The sequence below is a fragment of the Nonomuraea sp. JJY05 genome, assembly GCF_043496855.1.
Lineage (GTDB): Bacteria > Actinomycetota > Actinomycetes > Streptosporangiales > Streptosporangiaceae > Nonomuraea.
Genome location: NZ_JBIEIS010000028.1, coordinates 1 through 15822, shown reverse-complemented (window position 1 = coordinate 15822; position 15822 = coordinate 1). Strand labels below are relative to the sequence as shown.

Genomic DNA, 15822 nt, shown 5'->3' with positions numbered 1-15822 from the left:
TTCGGACCTGTCGAAGATCTCTGTAGGGATTGACCGGACACTACGATCGTGCCTCACTCGCGTCAATAATCTCCAGAGGTTGTGAGGCTAATGTAACTTTCCTTCATCAGTGTGCGGAGTGGAGCTAAGCGCCGTCAAGTAAAACGTCATTCCATTACCAAGACGGCAGCCCCTCTGACCTGGTCGTTCGCCAGATCAGTGAGCGCCTGGGCAGCCTCTCCGAACGGGTAGAGGCTCGTCGCCACGCGTGGCGGGTGTGCCAGCGCCAGCTCCAGATAGGCGCGCCCATCGGCCCTGGTGTTGGCCGTGACGCTGCGGAGTGTGCGCTCCTGGAAGAGGTGCCTGTCGTAGTTCAGGACGGGCACGTCAGTCAGGTGGATGCCGGCGATGGCCAGCGTGCCGCCACGGTCGAGCGCTTCGAGCGCTGCTGGGACCAGGGTACCTACCGGCGCAAATAGGATGGCCGCGTCCAGCGGCTCGGGCGGTTCGTCCCCGGCGGAGGCGGCTCCCAGCTCCAGCGCGAGCGCCCTGGAGGCCGCGGATCTGGTCACCGCGTGCACGACCGCGCCCCGGGCGATGGCGGCCTGCGCGGTCAGGTGCGCGGAGGCGCCGAACCCGTAGATCCCCAGCCGCCCGCCCGGCGGCAGATCGCAGCGCAGCAGCGCCCGGTAGCCGATGATCCCGGCGCACAGCAGCGGCGCCAGCCGCTCGGCGGGCACGTCGCCGGGCAGCGGATAGACGTAGTCGCGGGGCGCGGTGAGGTATTCGGCGTACCCGCCGTCGGCGTCCCACCCCGTGTAGCCCGAGGAGGGGCAGAGGTTCTCCATGCCCCTCAGGCAGTATTTGCACGCGCCGCAGGTGGAGCGCAGCCAGGCCACCCCCACCCGCTCGCCCGTGCCCTCGACGCGCCCGACGACCTGATGGCCGGGCGTGGTCCGCGGCCGGCGCGGCAGGAGGTCGCCCTCCGCCAGGTGCAGGTCGGTACGGCACACGCCGCACGCCTCGACCCGCACCAGCACCTCGCCGGGGCCCGGCTCGGGCACGTCCCGCTCGACGGGCTCCAGCGGCCGCGTCGCCATCGGCCCCGGCTCGGCCACGACCCACGCCCGCATGGTCACGACAGCCTGGCGTGCGCGAGCGTGGCGTAGAGCGCGGCGCCGTCGGCCAGGACGGCGTCGTCGAAGACGGCCTCGGGGGAGTGGTTGTAGGGCGCCGTGGCCGGGTCGCGGTCGGCCGGGCAGGCTCCCAGGAACACGAACGCGCCAGGCACCTCCTCCAGCACGTACGAGAAGTCCTCGGAACCCATCACGGGCTGCGGCGACACGAAATACCGCCCCGGGCCGAACAGCTCGTCGGCCGTCTTACCCACGAACGCCGCCTCGCTGTCGTCGTTCACCGTCACCGGATAGCCCATCCCGAACGACGCCTCGACCTCCAGCCCGTGCGCCGCCGCGATGCCCTCCACGACCTCCACCAGCCTGCGCTTGATCTTCGTCCGGTTGTCCTTGCTGAACGTGCGCACCGTGGCCTCGAACCTGGCCTCATCGGGGATCACGTTGTCCGCCGACCCGCCGTGGAAGCTGCCCACCGTCACCACGACCGGGTCGAACACGTCGAACCCCCTGGTCACCATGGTCTGCAGCGCCGTCACCATCTCGCAGCCCGCCGCGATCGGGTCCAGCGACCGGTGCGGGCTGGAGCCGTGCCCGCCGCGCCCCTTGACCGTCACGAGGAACGTGTCCGCCGCCGCCATGATCGGCCCCGGCCGCGACGCGAACAGCCCCGGCGGCAACATCGCCGACACCACATGCATCCCGTACGCGGCCACGGGCCGCGCGCCCGCCGCGTCGAGCACCCCCTCGGCGATCATGTGCTTGGCGCCCTCGAAACCCTCCTCGCCCGGCTGGAACATGAAGATGACGTCACCGGCGAGCTCCTCCCGACGCGCGCTCAGCAGCCGCGCCGCCCCCGCCAGCATCGCGGTGTGCAGATCGTGGCCGCACGCGTGCATCTGGCCGGGCAATTGGGAGACGTACGGCAGGTCGTTCTTCTCGGCCACGGGAAGCGCGTCCATGTCCCCGCGCAGCAGCACGGCCGGTCCCGGCCGGCCGCCCCGCAGCACGGCGGTGACGGAGCTGAGCGAGGTGCCCGTCCTCACCTCCAGCGGCAGCCCGTCCAGCGCGGCCAGGACCTTCTCCTGCGTGCGCGGCAGGTGCAGGCCGAGCTCCGGGGTGGTGTGCAACGAGTGCCTGAGCTGGATGAGCTCGTCCCGCATGTCACGGGCGGATTCAGTGAAGGACATGAGGAACATTGTTCATCGACCGGGCAGGAAGTCGATAAGGCGCGCTCGGTACGATGTCCGGGTGACTCAGCGTAAACGGATCGACTCCTGGCTGTCCGACATGGACGGCGTTCTCGTCCACGAGGGTCGTCCGATCCCCGGTGCGGACGAATTCATCAAGCGGCTCAGAGAGTCGGACAAGAAGTTCAGAGTGCTGACGAACAACTCGATCTACACTCAGCGCGACCTGTCGGCGCGCCTGGCCGGGGCGGGCCTGGAAGTGCCCCCGGAGTCCATCTGGACCTCCGCCCTGGCCACCGCCCAGTTCCTCGACGACCAGCGCGCGGGCGGCTCGGCGTACGTCATCGGCGAGGCGGGCCTGACGACGGCGCTGCACGAGGTCGGCTACGTGCTCACCGACCTCGACCCCGACTACGTCGTGCTCGGGGAGACCCGCACCTACAGCTTCACGCAGATCACCCGGGCCATCCGCCTCATCGAGGGCGGCGCCCGCTTCATCGCCACCAACCCTGACCCCATCGGCCCCTCCACCGAGGGCTCCCTGCCGGCCTGCGGCGCCGTGGCCGCCCTCATCACCAAGGCCACCGGCGTCGCCCCCTACTTCGTCGGCAAGCCGAACCCCCGCATGATGCGCAGCGCGCTCAACGAGATCGAGGGCCACAGCGAGACGACCGCCATGATCGGCGACCGCATGGACACCGACATCGTGTCGGGCATGGAGGCGGGCCTGTTCACGATCCTGGTCCTCACGGGCGTGACCCAGCGCGACGAGATCGACCGCTTCCCCTACCGTCCCTCGCTGGTGGTCGACTCGGTCGCCGACCTCATCGACCTCATCTGAACCTGACCCCTTCTGACAGGTACGGGTGGCACCCTTGGACGCCATGACCCGCGTTTACCTGGAGATTGGCCCGAAGAAGGTCTTCGCCTGCTCGCTCGACTGGCCCGGCTGGTGCCGGGTCGCCAAGGGCGAGGAGGCGGCCCTCGACCTGCTCATGGACTACGTCCCCCGCTACGGCGCGGTGGCCGCGCGGGCCGGGCTGGACTTCTCGCCGGGTGACCCGGTGGTCGTGGCCCGCGTTCCGGGCAGCGACATCACGGACTTCGGTGCCCCGTACACCGTGCCCGACCTGGACCAGGAGCCCCTGCCGGCGTCCGAGGCGGCCCGCGGGGTCGCCCTCCTGCGGGCGGCCTGGGCCATGTTCGACGAGACCGCCGCCACCTCGCCCGAGGACCTGCGTAAGGGCCCGCGCGGAGGCGGCCGCGACCTGTCGGGGGTCGTCAGGCACGTCGAGGAGGCCGAGCGCGCCTTCGCCAGGAAGGTGGACGTGCGGCACAAGCCTTACAAGGAGCCCGGCGACCGGGACGCGATGCGGACGGAGCTGGCCGACGTGCTGTCACGCGCCTGGGAGCCGCCCCAGACGACCGGCTGGCCGCCCCGCTACGCGCTGCGCCGCATCGCCTGGCACGTCATCGACCACCTCTGGGAGATCGAGGACCGCCGCTAGCGTCTTGACCCCGCCCGGCAAAGAATCAGCCCCGATTTCGTCGAGGTCTGGCCAAAATTGCTCACCGACTGCAACCATGTGGTGACCGAAAGCGGTCGTCGAGGGGGACGGCCGCACCATCAGCAAGCGAAAAGGTAAACCCGTGGACGTACAGGCGGAGATTCACGACTTGAAGCTCCGTGTCGATGGGCTCGAGGCGTGCGACCGGCTCGGCGACGCCACGCCGGGGGGCGGCGGGGAGCTGGACCTGCTCCGTGAGATCAACGACCGCGCCAAGCGCCTGGAGACGCAGCTCGCCGCCATGAAGGCCGAGACGGCGACGGCCCGCACCGAGACGATCGAGCAGTTCGCGGCCGTCGACGTCGAGATCGCGGCCATCCGGCGGGAGATCAACACCCACCTCGCCGTGGCCGCCGGGGATGACGAGGACTACATCCCGACGCAGATCGCCGACGAGTTCGCGAGCGTCCGGGCCGAGATCGCGCAGGAGTTCAACGCCATGCGGTCCGAGCTGCTCGACCTGGGCATCAAGCTCGATCGCCTGCTCAAGAAGGACTACATGTGACGCTCAGCCGGGCCGGTGCTCCCGCTCCCAGGCGAGCGGGTCGACGACCTCCGTCGGATACGCGGCCATGAGCTCGGCCGAGATCCGGCCCCGCTCCTCGTCCGTGACCCCGCCGGTCGCGCCGCCCATCGCCCCGCCGGTCGCGCCGCCGGTCGCGCCGCCCGTCGCCCTGCCCGTCGCCCTGCCCGTCGCCCTGCCCGTCGCTCCGGCCATCGCCCGGCTCAGCTCGTCGAAGTAGCCGAGGTAGAGGTCGGGGGTCATGACGGCGAGGAATCGCGCCGGCACGTCGCCGGCGTTGCCGAACGTGTGCGGCACGCCGACCGGCACGAGCACCCAGTCGCCCGCCCCGGCGCGCACCACGCGGGTGCCGGAGGTGAACTCGATCTCGCCGTCCAGCACGAACCACGCCTCCTCGTGAGCGCGATGGAGGTGCTGGAGCGGCGCGCCGAAGTCGGGCTGGATCACCATCTCGGCGACCATGAGGTTTCCCCGGGTGCGGGAGCCGTCCTCCTTGACCGTCATCACCGCTTTGCCGCCCAGCGCCAGGGCCCGCCCGGCGCCGGACACCACGAGGTTCATGTCCATGCTTCAGCGTCTCAGGCGATCCCCGGTGGCGCCACTAACCGGAGGTGAGGCCGTCGGCGCGGTCCAGGAGGGCGCGCCGTTCGGCTCCGGGGGAGACGAGGGCGGCCGCCCGGCGGAACAGCGCGGCGGCGTGGTCGCGGTGACCGAGGCGGGCCGTGAGGTCGGCCTGCGCGGCGACGGCCAGCGGATAGTCCTTCAGCGCGCCGGTGGCGAGCACCTGGTCGATCAGCGCCAGCCCGGCCGCCGGGCCGTGCGCGTAGCCGTGGGCCACCGCGCGGTTGAGGGCGATCACCGGTGAAGGGTGCAGCTCCACGAGCTCGTCGTACCAGCGGGCGATGGCCCGCCAGTCCGTCGCGTCCGGTTCCGGCGCGGTCGCGTGACAGGCGGCGATGCGCGCCTGCAGGACGTAGGGGCCGTCGGCCGGCGCCGCCGCCAGCGTCCGCAGCCCTTCGTGGATCGCCGCGCGGTCCCAGCGGGCGCGATCCTGCTTGTCGAGCGTGAGCAGGTTGCCCCGGCCGTCGCGGCGGGCCTCGCGCCGGGAGTGCTGGAACAGCAACAGCGCCAGCAGTCCGGCCACCTCGGACTGGTCAGGGAGCAGCTGGTGGAGCAGGCGGGCCAGCCGGACCGCCTCGTCGGCGAAGCCGGGCTCGCCGTCGGGGTCGTAGCCGCGGGTGAAGAGCACGTACAGGACCGCCAGCACGCCGGGCAGGCGCTCGGCCAGCGCCGGGCCGCTCGGGACGAGGTACGGGATCCGCGCGTCCGCGATCTTCGTCTTGGCCCGGGTCAGCCGCCGCGTCATGGTCGCGTGGGGGACCAGGAACGCCCGCGCGATGTCGGCGGTCGGCACCCCGCAGACGGTCCTCAGCGTGAGCGCCACGCGAGACTCCAGGGCCAGCGCCGGGTGGCAGCAGGTGAAGATCAGCCGCAGGCGGTCGTCCACGACCTCCTCCTCCGGGTCGTCCGCGGCCGGGGCGGTGGGCGGGAGCTCCGCCAGCTCGTGCAGCTTGCGGCGCTCGACGGACGCGCGGCGCAGCACGTCGGTGGCGCGGTTGCGGGCCACGGTCATGAGCCAGCCGCCGGGGTTGTCCGGCACGCCGTCCCGCGGCCACCTCTCCAGGGCCTGCGCGAGCGCCTCCTGGGCGCTGTCCTCGGCGAGCGTCCAGTCGCCGGTGACGCGGATCAGGGTGGCGACGATCCGGGTGCAGGCGTCCGCGCCGACCGCCGCGACAACCTCCGCGGCAGTCCCGGCCCTGGCTCCCGCGCCGGTCCCTGCGATGGCCGCCACGCCGGTTTGCGCGCCGGTTTGCGCGCCCGCCCCCGCGACGGGTTGTGCCGCCGCGCCCGCCCCCGCGGCGGGCTGTGCCGCCGCGGGGGAGCGCGCCGCGCGTCGCGTCGTCACCGGCCGGCGAACGGCCGCAGCTCCAGCCGCCCGTAGCGGGCCATCGGGTGCGCCCGCGCCACCTCGATCGCCTCGTCGAGATGGGCGCACTCGAGGATGTCGTAGCCCACGATCACCTCCCTGGTCTCGGCGAACGGCCCGTCGGAGACCAGCAGCTCGCCGTTGCGGACGCGGACCGTCGTGGCGGCCGACACCGGCCCCAGCGCGTCGCCGTCCAGCCGCCGGCCGCGGCTGTCATTGTCGGCCACCCACTTGTCGATGTCCTCGCTGCCGGTCGAGTCCGTGTCCGGTTCGGCGTCGGTGCAGACGAACATCATGTACTTCATCGATCGCTCCTCGCGTGTCGTGCTGTCACCAGCATGACGAACGGGCTCCCCGGATCCGGACACCACCCGGAGCATCTCTCTCAATCCGGACTCTCTACCCAAAGCCGACCCTAAACCCGGTAACCACCTCCATATCGCCAACGCGGGACCAATGAAATCTTGCGCGACAACAAGGGATTCCAGCCCGCAACGTTCTCGATTTCCGCGCGGCGCACGACTACGCTCAAGGCTTCGTTGGGCGATTGTTCGCGTATTCCGTAGGAAAAACCTTGCTACGTAAATATGGCGCTGCAAATTGCCCGAAGGGAGACTATTGGCTTTTTGGGGGGATTAGATCGACTATCTCCATGTCGATCCAGTCAAACTAGCTTATTTCCGGAGAAGTAGTGGCTGTTAGCGTTGGGGGCCACCGCTGGGTCAGGCGGTGGGGAGGGCAGCAGAGGTCCAGGCTCTGGAAGGCTGTCCAACCACTTGGCCTGATCTGTATCGATCTGCTGTGCATGGCGTTCGCCGCGGCCAACGCCGGCCAGGCGGTGCCGCGCATCGCGCTCGCGGGAATCCTGGTCGTCGCGATATGCGGCCTCGGCCGCGTGTACGCGCCGCGCGTCCTGCCCTCCAGTCTGGACCGGGGCTTCTGGCTCGCCGGGGCGGGACTCGTGGGCGCGCTCGCCGCCTTCCGGGAGACGGCGTCGCTCATCGTGGTCGTCCTGGTCGCGCTGCTCTTCACCTTTCTCGCCGTGTGCGGCAGAAGCGTCCTCTATTTCCTGATCCGCAGGGCACGCCGGCGCGGAAGGGCCGTGCCCGCCCTGGTGGTCGGCGCGGGGGCGCACGGTCACCGGCTGGCGCGGGATCTGCTCGCCTACCCCGAGTACGGCCTGCTCCCGCTCGGCTTCCTGGACGAGACGCCCGGCGAGGAGCCGTGCGTCCCCGTGCTCGGCAGGCCCGGCGACGTCGTCCGCGTCGTCCAGAACCACGGGGTGCGCGCGGTGGTCATCGCCGGGCAGGGCCAGCAGTCGATCGCCAGGACGGCGAGGTCGCTCGGCTGCGACGTCTACCTCGCGCCCGACCTGGGAGAGCTCATCATCGACTTCGTGACGCTGCGCGAGCACGTACGCGGCTTCCCGCTCGTGCGGATGCGCCCGGAGGCGCAGCGCGGCCTGTCCTGGCCGCTGAAGCGGGCACTGGACATCGCGGTCGCGCTGGCCGGCCTCGTCGTCAGCGCGCCGATCCTCGCGGTCTGCGCGGCCCTGATCCGGGTGGAGACCGGCCCCGGGGTGCTGTTCCGGCAGCGGCGCGTGGGCTACCGGGGCGAGCCGCTCGAACTGATCAAGCTCCGGACGCTGAAGCCCGCGGACGCGCACGAGTCCGAGACCCTGTGGAGCATCGCCCACGACAGCCGGATCGGGCCGGTGGGCCGGCTGCTGCGCAAGGCCTCCTTCGACGAGCTTCCCCAGCTCTGGAACGTTCTCAAAGGGGACATGAGCATCGTCGGCCCGCGGCCCGAACGCCCGCACTTCGTCAAGAAGTTCTCCCGGACGGTCCCGGGCTACGGCCTGCGCCACCGGATGCCGGTCGGCATCACCGGCTGGGCCCAGATCCACGGGCTGCGCGGTGACACCTCGATCGAGGACCGCGCCCGGTTCGACAACCACTACATCGACGGATGGACCCTTCGAGCCGATCTCAAGATCATGCTGCAGACGGTGTGGTCCCTGCTGCGGCCGGGCGGGGGCTAGACATGCGCGCCCTCTGCCGGCGGCCCAGTCTGGCGGCCGCCGCCACCGTGCTCCTGACCTGCCTTCCGGCGGGTCGCCAGGACCCGTCCTCGGGCGTCCAGGTGACGGCCGCCGACCTGGCCTCGCTCCTGCTGGTCGCCATCGCGGCGACCCTCGTGCTCGCGAGCCGGTCGACACGCCCGCTGCCCGGCCCTGCAGTGCCGTCCGCCCGTGCCCTGGCGGTCGCCTCCGCCGTGGTGCCCGCGCGGGCGTTGTCGGTCGTCTCCGCCGTGGTGCCCGCGCGGGCCCTGGTGCTCGCTCCCGTCGCGGGAGCGGCCGGGATCGCAATGCTGGCCTCCCCCGACGTCCTGGCGAGCCTGCCTGGCCACGTCAGGTACCTCCAGGTGTTCGTGCTGGTCCCGCTGGCCGTCCTGGTGGCGGTCCGGGACCGTACCGACACCCTGATCGTGGGCGGGGCGCTCGCCGGGGCGGCCGCCCTGCAGGGCCTGGTCGGCTGCGTCCAGGCGCTCACCGGCACCGGCGCGTCGTACGCCGGGGAGCGGGTACGGGCCGTCGGCACGTTCGGCGCGCTCGACGTCATGGGCATGGCGAGCGTGGTCAGCTACGGCGCGATCATCCTGCTGGCGGCCGGCCTGGCCTGGCGGGGCGGGCGCCGGGCCGCCGCGCTCGGGGCCGCCGGCCTGCTCTGCGTGCCGCTCGCCCTGTCGCTCAGCCGCGGCGCCTGGCTCGCCCTGCTGGGCGCTTCGCTGGTCGTGCTCTTCGTGCACAGCCGGGCGCTGGCGGCCAGGGTGATCCTGCTCGGCGCCGCGGCGGCGACCGTGCTGGCCCTCGGCCCGGGCGCGGGCTCTGACCTGCTGGGGCGGCGGCTGGCCTCCATCACCTCCGCCGTCTCGCAGCCCGACCAGTCGGTGAGCGACCGCTACAGCCTGTGGCTCACCGCCACGAGGATCTGGCTGGATCACCCGCTGACCGGGGCCGGGCCGCGCAGGTTCGCTGAGCTGCGCGACGCCTACGCGCCGATCGAGCTGTCCTCCGGCAGCGACACCGACGACCCGGTGAACGGCTTCCGGCGCCTGCCGCTGCTCTCCCCGCACAACATGTACCTGCTGACGCTCAGCGAGCAGGGCCTGCTCGGGCTGGCCGCGCTGTGCGCGTGCTTCGGGTCCATGGCCTGGTGGGCCGTGCGGGCGGCCGTGCCCGCCGCGGCCGGGCTGCTGGCCTGGCAGAGCATCGACTTCCTCTACGGCGACATCGGCGGGCCTTCGACCGTGGTCACGTCCGTCGTCCTGGGGCTGGTCCTGTCGCTCGTCGCCCGGCCGTCGTCGACGGGCTGGGCGAGCGGGGCTCCGGCCGCGCTGGGCGTGGCACGATGACCCCGTCCACCTCACAGGCCACCTCGCCCATGGCGCGGGCCGTCGGCGTCACCGCCCTGCTGACCGGGCTGGGCTCGCTGCTCGGCTTCGTCCGCGACCTGCTGATGGGCCGCTTCTTCGGCGCCGACGCCGGCACCGACGCCTTCCTCGTCGCCTGGACGATCCCGGAGACCGCCGCGCCCCTGCTGATCGAAGGGGCGATGGCGTTCGTGCTGGTCCCGCTGTTCAGCCGGGCCATGGAGGCGGGCGACGACCTGAGGGGCCTGGTGTCGTCGACGCTGCCGTACCTGTGTCTCGGGCTGCTGGCGCTGACCGCGCTGGCCGTCGCGGGCGCGCCGTGGCTGGTCGGCGTGCTCGCCCCCGGGATCCGACGGCCCGACCTCGCCGTGGACTGCATGCGGGTGGCGTCGGTGACGATCCTGACGTTCGGGCTGGCGGGGTATCTGAGCGCGGCGTTGCGGGCGCACCAGGCGTTCGCGCCGCCGGCCGCCATCTACGTGGCCTACAACCTGGGGATCGTCACCTGCGTGTGGGCCCTGCGCGACCAGGGCGCGTACGCGGCGGCGATCGGGGTGGCCGCGGGCGGGGCGGGCATGGTGCTGGCCCAGGCCCCGGCGTTCGTCCGGCGCTTCGGGCCGCCCCGGCGGCCCACGCGCGGCGTGCCGCTGCCGATCGGCGCCTTCCTGCCGATCGCGGTCTTCACGCTCGCCCGCCAGAGCCAGGTCTTCGTCGAGAGGTTCGTCGGCTCGAATCTCGCCGAAGGATCGATCTCGCACCTCAACTACGCGCAGAAGATTGCCCAGGTGCCGATGGTCCTGTCGCTGATCGTGGCGACGGTGAGCTTCCCGCAGCTCGCCCGCGCCCTCGCCGCGGGCGAGACCGCGCGGGCGCGGCGCAGGCTCGCCGACGACCTGGTCTCCGCCTCGGCGATCGTGCTGCTCGCCACCGCGGCGCTGCTCGTCTGCGCCCCGGACGTCGTGGCCCTCCTGCTGCAGTACGGCGCGTTCACCGAGGCCGACACCGCCGCCACCGCGCGGATCATGCGGGTGTACGCGCTGGGTCTGCTCGGCCAGGCCGTGGTCGGGGTCGCCTGCCGCGTCTACTTCTGCACCGCCCGCGCGTCCTGGTACCCGGCTCTCGCGATGGGCGCTGGGCTGGCCGCGACCGTCGTGCTGGCCCGCCCCGAGTGGGGCGTGACGGGAATCGCCGCGGCGAACGCGGCCGGGATCACGCTGACCGCCGCGCTGCTGCTCGCGGGACTGCGGCGGCAGGGCGTCGCCCTGCCCGTCCACATGGCGCCGGCCCCGCTCGGGGGCCTGCTGCTGGCCGCCGCGGCCGCCACCGGCGCGGGCTGGGGCGCGCGGACGCTGCTGGCGGGCCTGCCGCCGCCGATCGTCCTGGCGTCGACCGGCGCCGCGATCGCCGTCACCTTCTGCGCCGTCGCGGCCCTCTCGGGAGCCGCGGCCACGCTCACCGACACCACCAAGATCACCCAATTGATCAGGATGCGAGGTCGCTCATGACCGCCATGCCGCTGGTGCTCATGTACCACTCCGTGGACAAATACGACAGCGACCCGCTTCATGTCACGGTCTCGCCCGACCGCTTCGCCCGGCAGATGCGCTGGCTGGCCCGGCGCGGCCTGTCCGGGGTCTCGATGCTGGAGCTCACGCGTGCCCGCAGCACGCGCGGCCTGGTCGGGCTCACCTTCGACGACGGGTACGGCGACTTCCTCAGCGAGGTCGTGCCCGTCCTGCGCAAACACGGGTTCACGGCCACGGTCTTCGCGGTCACCGGCCTGATCGGCGAGCACAACGCCTGGGACGCCGGCTCCCCGCGCAAGCGGCTCATGGACGCCGAGGGCCTGCGCTGGGCCGCGCGGCAGGGCATGGAGATCGGCTCGCACTCGGCCGGGCACTACTCGCTGTCCGGGCTGCGCGACGACGAGCTCCGGCAGGAGGTGGCCGGCAGCAAGGCGGTGCTGGAGGACCTGCTGGGCCGCCAGGTGAACGGGTTCTGCTACCCGTACGGGCACGTCAACGCCCGCGAGCTGGACGCCGTCCGCGAGGCGGGCTACTCCTACGCCTGCGCCATCTGGAAGTCCGAGCTCACCGGGACGTACGCGCTGCCGCGCACGTACGTGGGCGAGCGGGACGGCGCGCTGCGGCTGCACGCCAAGCGGGCGCGGCACCGGGTCCGGTGGGGCTGGTGAAGGTCCTGCACGTCATCACCGGCCTGGCCGCGGGCGGCGCGGAGCAGCAGCTGCGGTCCCTGCTTCCGTACCTGCGGGCGCGGTGCGAGGTGGCGGTGCTCACCGGGCACGGGGTGGTGGCGGACGCCATCGAGCGCGCCGGCGTGCCCGTCCACCACGTCGGCATGCGCGGCAACCGGGACCTGCGCGCCGTCGGACGGCTGGCCCGGCTCATGCGCGGGCGCCGCTACGACGTGGTGCACACCCATCTGTACCGGGCCTGCGTGTACGGCAGGCTGGCCGCGCGGCTGGCGAACGTGCCGGCGATCGTGGCGACCGAGCATTCGATCGGGCGCGAGCACGTCGAGGGACGCCGCCTGACCCGCTCGATCAGGGCGCTGTACCTGGCCAGCGAGCTGCTCGGGCACCTGACCGTGGCCGTCTCGCCGACCGTGGCCGACCGGCTGTCGAGGTGGGGCGTGCCCCGCTCGCGCATCGTGGTGGTCCCGAACGGCGTCGACGGCGCGGCGTTCGGCTTCGACGCCGCCCTGCGCCGCCGCACCCGGGAGCGGCTCGGCCTGCCCGAGAGCGCGTTCGTGATCGGCGGCGTCGGCCGCCTGGAGCCGAGCAAGCGCTTCGACACGCTGATCAGGGCGCTGCCGCCGCTCGAACACGCGGTCCTGCTCCTGGTCGGCTCCGGCTCCTGCGAGCCGCGGCTGCGGGAGCTGGCCCGCGAGGCCGGGGCCGAGCACAGGGTGATCTTCGCGGGGGAGTCGCCCGACGTCGGTGCCCTGATGTCGGCGATGGACGTGCTGGCCGCGCCCTCGGTGGAGGAGACGTTCGGCGTGGCCGTCGTCGAGGCGCTCGCGTCCGGCCTGCCCGTCCTGTACGACACCTGCCCGGCCGTCGAGGATCTGCCGCCCGGCTCGGCCCCGGGAGCACGACGCGTCGCGGCGGACCGGCTCGCCGCGGAGCTGTCCGGCCTCGCCGCCCGCCCGCCGCTCAGGCTGCCTCCGCCCGAAGCCGTCCGGCTCTACGACGTCCGCCGCCAGGCGGACCAGCTGGAGCGGCTCTACCTGCGCCTGCTGGGCGCCGCACCCACCGAGGAGTGACGATGACATGGACCTGGGTCCGCATCACGGGCCTGCTCGTGCGATGGTGGCTTCCGCTGTCCCTGGCGTTCGGGGCGCTGGGCGGGACCGCCTACGCGCTGGCCCGCGACGCCGTCTACGCCGCCGAGGCCTACGTCGTGGTGGCCGGCGGCGACCCGGCGCAGGCGGCCGGCTTCGCCGCCGCCTACGCCCGGATCTCCAGTCATCCCGGGTTCCTCATCGGCGCCGCGGACGAGCCGGACAGCCTGCGGGCGGCGGCCTCGCCCGACGCCCCGCTGGTGCGGCTCACCTCCGTGGCGACCGGCGCGCGGGAGGCCGCCGACCGCGTCAACCGGGCGGCCGCCGGGCTGGTCGCCTACGCCAACGCCCATGCCGCCGACACCCGCGTGCGGCTGGCCCCCTTCGCCTCCGCGGTGCCCCCGCTCCGTCCCTCGTCCCCGCTGCCGCTGCTCAGCGTGGCCATCGGCGCCTGCGGGGCGGCCCTGGCGGCCGGCCTCGTACGGCTGGCCGCGCCGCAGGCCCGCCCCCAGGCGCGGCCTGAACCGGCGGCGCTGACCGGAGCGCCGGCATGAGGGCCGCCCGGCCGGGGACCTCGCGCGCGGGGCTCACGCTGCGGGTCGTCAGGGAGGGCGCGGAGCTGGCCGCGTTGTCGGCGGAATGGGCGGATCTGTACGCGCGCAGCTCGGCCGCCACGCCGTTCCAGACCTACGCCTGGCTCAGCTCCTGGTGGCGGGTCTACGGCACTCAGGGGCGGCTGCGGGTGTTCCTGGCGCACCGGGACGGACGCCTGGTCGCGGCGGCGCCGCTCAGGCTGGAGCACCGGCTCGGCTGCCGGGTGCTGACACCCGTCGGGGGAGCGCAGTCCGACTTCACCGACATCGTGGTGGACGACTCCGAGGGCGACGCGGGACTGCGCGAGCTGCGCGCCGGGCTGCTCGCCCAGCCCGGCTGGGACGTCATCGACCTGCCCGAGGCGCGGCCCGGCGCGGCGATCCGCCGCCTGGCCGAGATCTGGGACGGCAGGGCCTGGACGCTGCCCGCCTCCACCTGCCTCCAGCTGCCCGGACGCCCCATCGAGCAGGTCCTGGCCGGGCTCCAGGGCCGCCGGGCCCAGCACGTGCGGGCCGCGCTGCGCAAGCTCGACGCGCTGAACCTGTCGGTGACCGCGGTCGAGGCGGACCGGGTCAGGGCGGCGACGGCCGAGCTGCTGCGGTTGCACACCATGCAGTGGGAGAGCCGGGCGATCAACACCCAGCACACGCAGCCGCGCTTCCTCGACCACCTGGCCGGGGCCGCGCAGGCGCTGGTGGCCGAGAACCACGCGGCGCTGTGGGAGTACCGGGTGGACGGGCGGCTGCTGGCCTGCGACTTCTCGGTGATCGGCAAGGACTTCGTGGGCGGCTACCTGTACGGGGTCCACCCGGACCTGCGGGCCCGGGCCGACCTGATCACCATGCTGCTGCGTACCAACCTGGCGCTGACGCACCGGCTGGGCAAGCCCGTGCTCAGCATGCTGCGCGGCGCCGAGCCGCACAAGGCCAGGTGGGAGGCCGAGGCGGTGGTCAACCGGCGGGTGCTGCTCGGGCGCGGCACCCGCGCGGCCGCCTACGCCGCGATGGCGGGCGTGCGCAGGTCGGGCGGCGAACTGCTGAAGAGGCGCTGCCCGCGCCTGGCGCGGAGGATCTCGGCATGGCGATGAGGCCGGGCGTCCTGCACGTCACGCAGCCGGTGGACGGCGGAGTGGGTGCGTACGTGGCCATGGCCGCCGCCGACCAGGCACGGCGGGGCTGGCGGGTCGCGGTCGCCTGCCCGCCGCCCGATCTCCTGGCCGGCCCGCTGGCCGGCGAGCTGGACCGGCTGGGCGTGCCCCGGCTGGACTGGGCGGCCGGTCGCGCGCCCGGGCTCGGCGACGTCGTCCAGGCGGCGCGGTTGCGGCGGATCGTGCGCGAGTTCGGGCCCGACGCGGTGCACCTGCACTCGTCCAAGGCCGGGCTGGCGGGCAGGGCGGCGCTCAGGGGCCGGGTGCCCACGCTCTTCCAGCCGCACGGCTGGTCCTGGCTGGCCGCCCGGGGCGCCGTCGCCACCGCCGCGCTGGCCTGGGAACGGCTGGCCGCGCGCTGGGCCGACCGGGTGATCTGCGTGGGCGAGGGCGAGGCGGCGCTGGCCAGGCGGCACGGCGTGCCCGGCGACCTCGTCGTGGTGCGCAACGGCGTGGACCTGCGCCGCTTCAGGCCCGCCGGTCCGCGGGAGCGAGCCGAGGCGCGTGCCCGCCACGGCATCGCCGAGGACACGCCGCTGGCGGTCTGCGTGGGCAGGGTCACCCGCCAGAAGGGCCAGGACCTGCTGCTGTCGGCCTGGCAGCGCGTCGCCGCCCGCGACGGGCGGGCCCGCCTGGCCATCGTCGGCGACGGCCCGCTGCTGCGCACGCTGCGGTCGCGGGCCGTGCCCGGCGTCCACTTCGCCGGCGGCGTGACCGACGTCCGGCCCTGGTACGCCGCCGCCGACGTCGTGGTGCTGCCCTCGCGCTGGGAAGGCCTGCCGCTCACCGCGCTCGAGGCCCTGGCCACGGGCAGGCCCGTGGTCGCCTGCGCGGTGCCCGGGCTCACCGAGCTGGTGTCCGGGGGAGTCGGCGCGCTCGTTCAGCCGGAGGACGGCGCGGGGCTGGCCGAGGCGCTGCTGGTCAGGCTCGGGCAGCCCGCGCTGGCCGGCGCCGAGGGGGCGGCGG

At 73.5% G+C, this 15822-nt stretch carries 16 protein-coding genes; 11 read left to right on the top strand and 5 right to left on the bottom strand.

Features of this window, described 5'->3' with window-relative positions; all coding sequences use genetic code 11:
* Positions 1–146: 146 nt before the first annotated feature.
* Together ACFKCF_RS36715 and ACFKCF_RS36710 are read right to left on the bottom strand one after the other, a co-directional pair.
* Positions 147–1112, bottom strand: coding sequence for a zinc-dependent alcohol dehydrogenase family protein (locus tag ACFKCF_RS36715; protein WP_394499905.1), 966 nt, complete (start codon positions 1110–1112; stop codon positions 147–149).
* 2 nt (positions 1113–1114) lie between these two features.
* Positions 1115–2302 (bottom strand): M20 family metallopeptidase, encoded by a 1188-nt coding sequence (locus ACFKCF_RS36710; RefSeq protein ID WP_394499904.1) that lies wholly within the window; start codon positions 2300–2302, stop codon positions 1115–1117.
* A gap of 61 nt (positions 2303–2363) precedes the next feature.
* On the opposite strand from ACFKCF_RS36710, the gene ACFKCF_RS36705 reads away from it, so the two are divergent.
* From ACFKCF_RS36705 to ACFKCF_RS36695, 3 genes are all read left to right on the top strand, one after another.
* Positions 2364–3143, top strand: coding sequence for an HAD-IIA family hydrolase (locus ACFKCF_RS36705; protein ID WP_185073261.1), 780 nt, complete (start codon positions 2364–2366; stop codon positions 3141–3143).
* 43 nt (positions 3144–3186) lie between these two features.
* Positions 3187–3810, top strand: a complete 624-nt coding sequence (locus ACFKCF_RS36700; RefSeq protein ID WP_394499903.1) for a hypothetical protein — start codon at positions 3187–3189, stop codon at positions 3808–3810.
* Positions 3811–3979: 169 nt separating this feature from the next.
* The gene (locus tag ACFKCF_RS36695; RefSeq protein WP_394499902.1) at positions 3980–4375 is read left to right on the top strand and encodes a hypothetical protein; all 396 of its coding nucleotides are present in this window, start codon (positions 3980–3982) and stop codon (positions 4373–4375) included.
* A 3-nt stretch (positions 4376–4378) separates the two neighbouring features.
* On the opposite strand, the gene ACFKCF_RS36690 is transcribed toward ACFKCF_RS36695, so the two are convergent.
* Genes ACFKCF_RS36690 through ACFKCF_RS36680 form a run of 3 tightly spaced genes read right to left on the bottom strand, consistent with a single transcriptional unit; the run spans position 4379 to position 6685 of the window.
* Positions 4379–4960, bottom strand: coding sequence for a cupin domain-containing protein (locus ACFKCF_RS36690; RefSeq protein WP_394499901.1), 582 nt, complete (start codon positions 4958–4960; stop codon positions 4379–4381).
* Positions 4961–4994: 34 nt separating this feature from the next.
* Positions 4995–6359, bottom strand: a complete 1365-nt coding sequence (locus tag ACFKCF_RS36685) for an RNA polymerase sigma factor (protein ID WP_394499900.1) — start codon at positions 6357–6359, stop codon at positions 4995–4997.
* Positions 6356–6685, bottom strand: coding sequence for a YciI family protein (locus ACFKCF_RS36680; protein ID WP_394499899.1), 330 nt, complete (start codon positions 6683–6685; stop codon positions 6356–6358). Before ACFKCF_RS36680 ends, ACFKCF_RS36685 begins: the two co-directional genes overlap by 4 nt.
* A gap of 500 nt (positions 6686–7185) precedes the next feature.
* On the opposite strand from ACFKCF_RS36680, the gene ACFKCF_RS36675 reads away from it, so the two are divergent.
* From ACFKCF_RS36675 to ACFKCF_RS36640, 8 genes are all read left to right on the top strand, one after another.
* On the top strand, positions 7186–8421 hold the full coding sequence (locus ACFKCF_RS36675) for a sugar transferase (protein ID WP_394499898.1): 1236 nt from the start codon (positions 7186–7188) through the stop codon (positions 8419–8421).
* A gap of 2 nt (positions 8422–8423) precedes the next feature.
* The gene (locus tag ACFKCF_RS36670) at positions 8424–9794 is read left to right on the top strand and encodes an O-antigen ligase family protein (RefSeq protein WP_394499897.1); all 1371 of its coding nucleotides are present in this window, start codon (positions 8424–8426) and stop codon (positions 9792–9794) included.
* Positions 9791–11317 carry a lipid II flippase MurJ gene (locus ACFKCF_RS36665; protein ID WP_394499896.1) on the top strand — a complete coding sequence of 509 codons (1527 nt, stop codon included), beginning with the start codon at positions 9791–9793 and terminating at the stop codon, positions 11315–11317. Before ACFKCF_RS36670 ends, ACFKCF_RS36665 begins: the two co-directional genes overlap by 4 nt.
* Positions 11314–12006: a polysaccharide deacetylase family protein gene (locus tag ACFKCF_RS36660; RefSeq protein WP_394499895.1), complete on the top strand. Its 693-nt coding sequence runs from the start codon at positions 11314–11316 to the stop codon at positions 12004–12006. Before ACFKCF_RS36665 ends, ACFKCF_RS36660 begins: the two co-directional genes overlap by 4 nt.
* Positions 12003–13097, top strand: coding sequence for a glycosyltransferase (locus ACFKCF_RS36655; protein ID WP_394499894.1), 1095 nt, complete (start codon positions 12003–12005; stop codon positions 13095–13097). Before ACFKCF_RS36660 ends, ACFKCF_RS36655 begins: the two co-directional genes overlap by 4 nt.
* Positions 13098–13099: 2 nt before the next feature.
* Positions 13100–13669: a hypothetical protein gene (locus tag ACFKCF_RS36650; RefSeq protein WP_394499893.1), complete on the top strand. Its 570-nt coding sequence runs from the start codon at positions 13100–13102 to the stop codon at positions 13667–13669.
* Positions 13666–14796, top strand: coding sequence for a GNAT family N-acetyltransferase (locus ACFKCF_RS36645; RefSeq protein WP_394499892.1), 1131 nt, complete (start codon positions 13666–13668; stop codon positions 14794–14796). Before ACFKCF_RS36650 ends, ACFKCF_RS36645 begins: the two co-directional genes overlap by 4 nt.
* Positions 14787–15822, top strand: a 1036-nt coding sequence (locus tag ACFKCF_RS36640; RefSeq protein ID WP_394499891.1) for a glycosyltransferase, incomplete at its 3' end; no start/stop codon positions are given. The genes ACFKCF_RS36645 and ACFKCF_RS36640, both read left to right, overlap by 10 nt.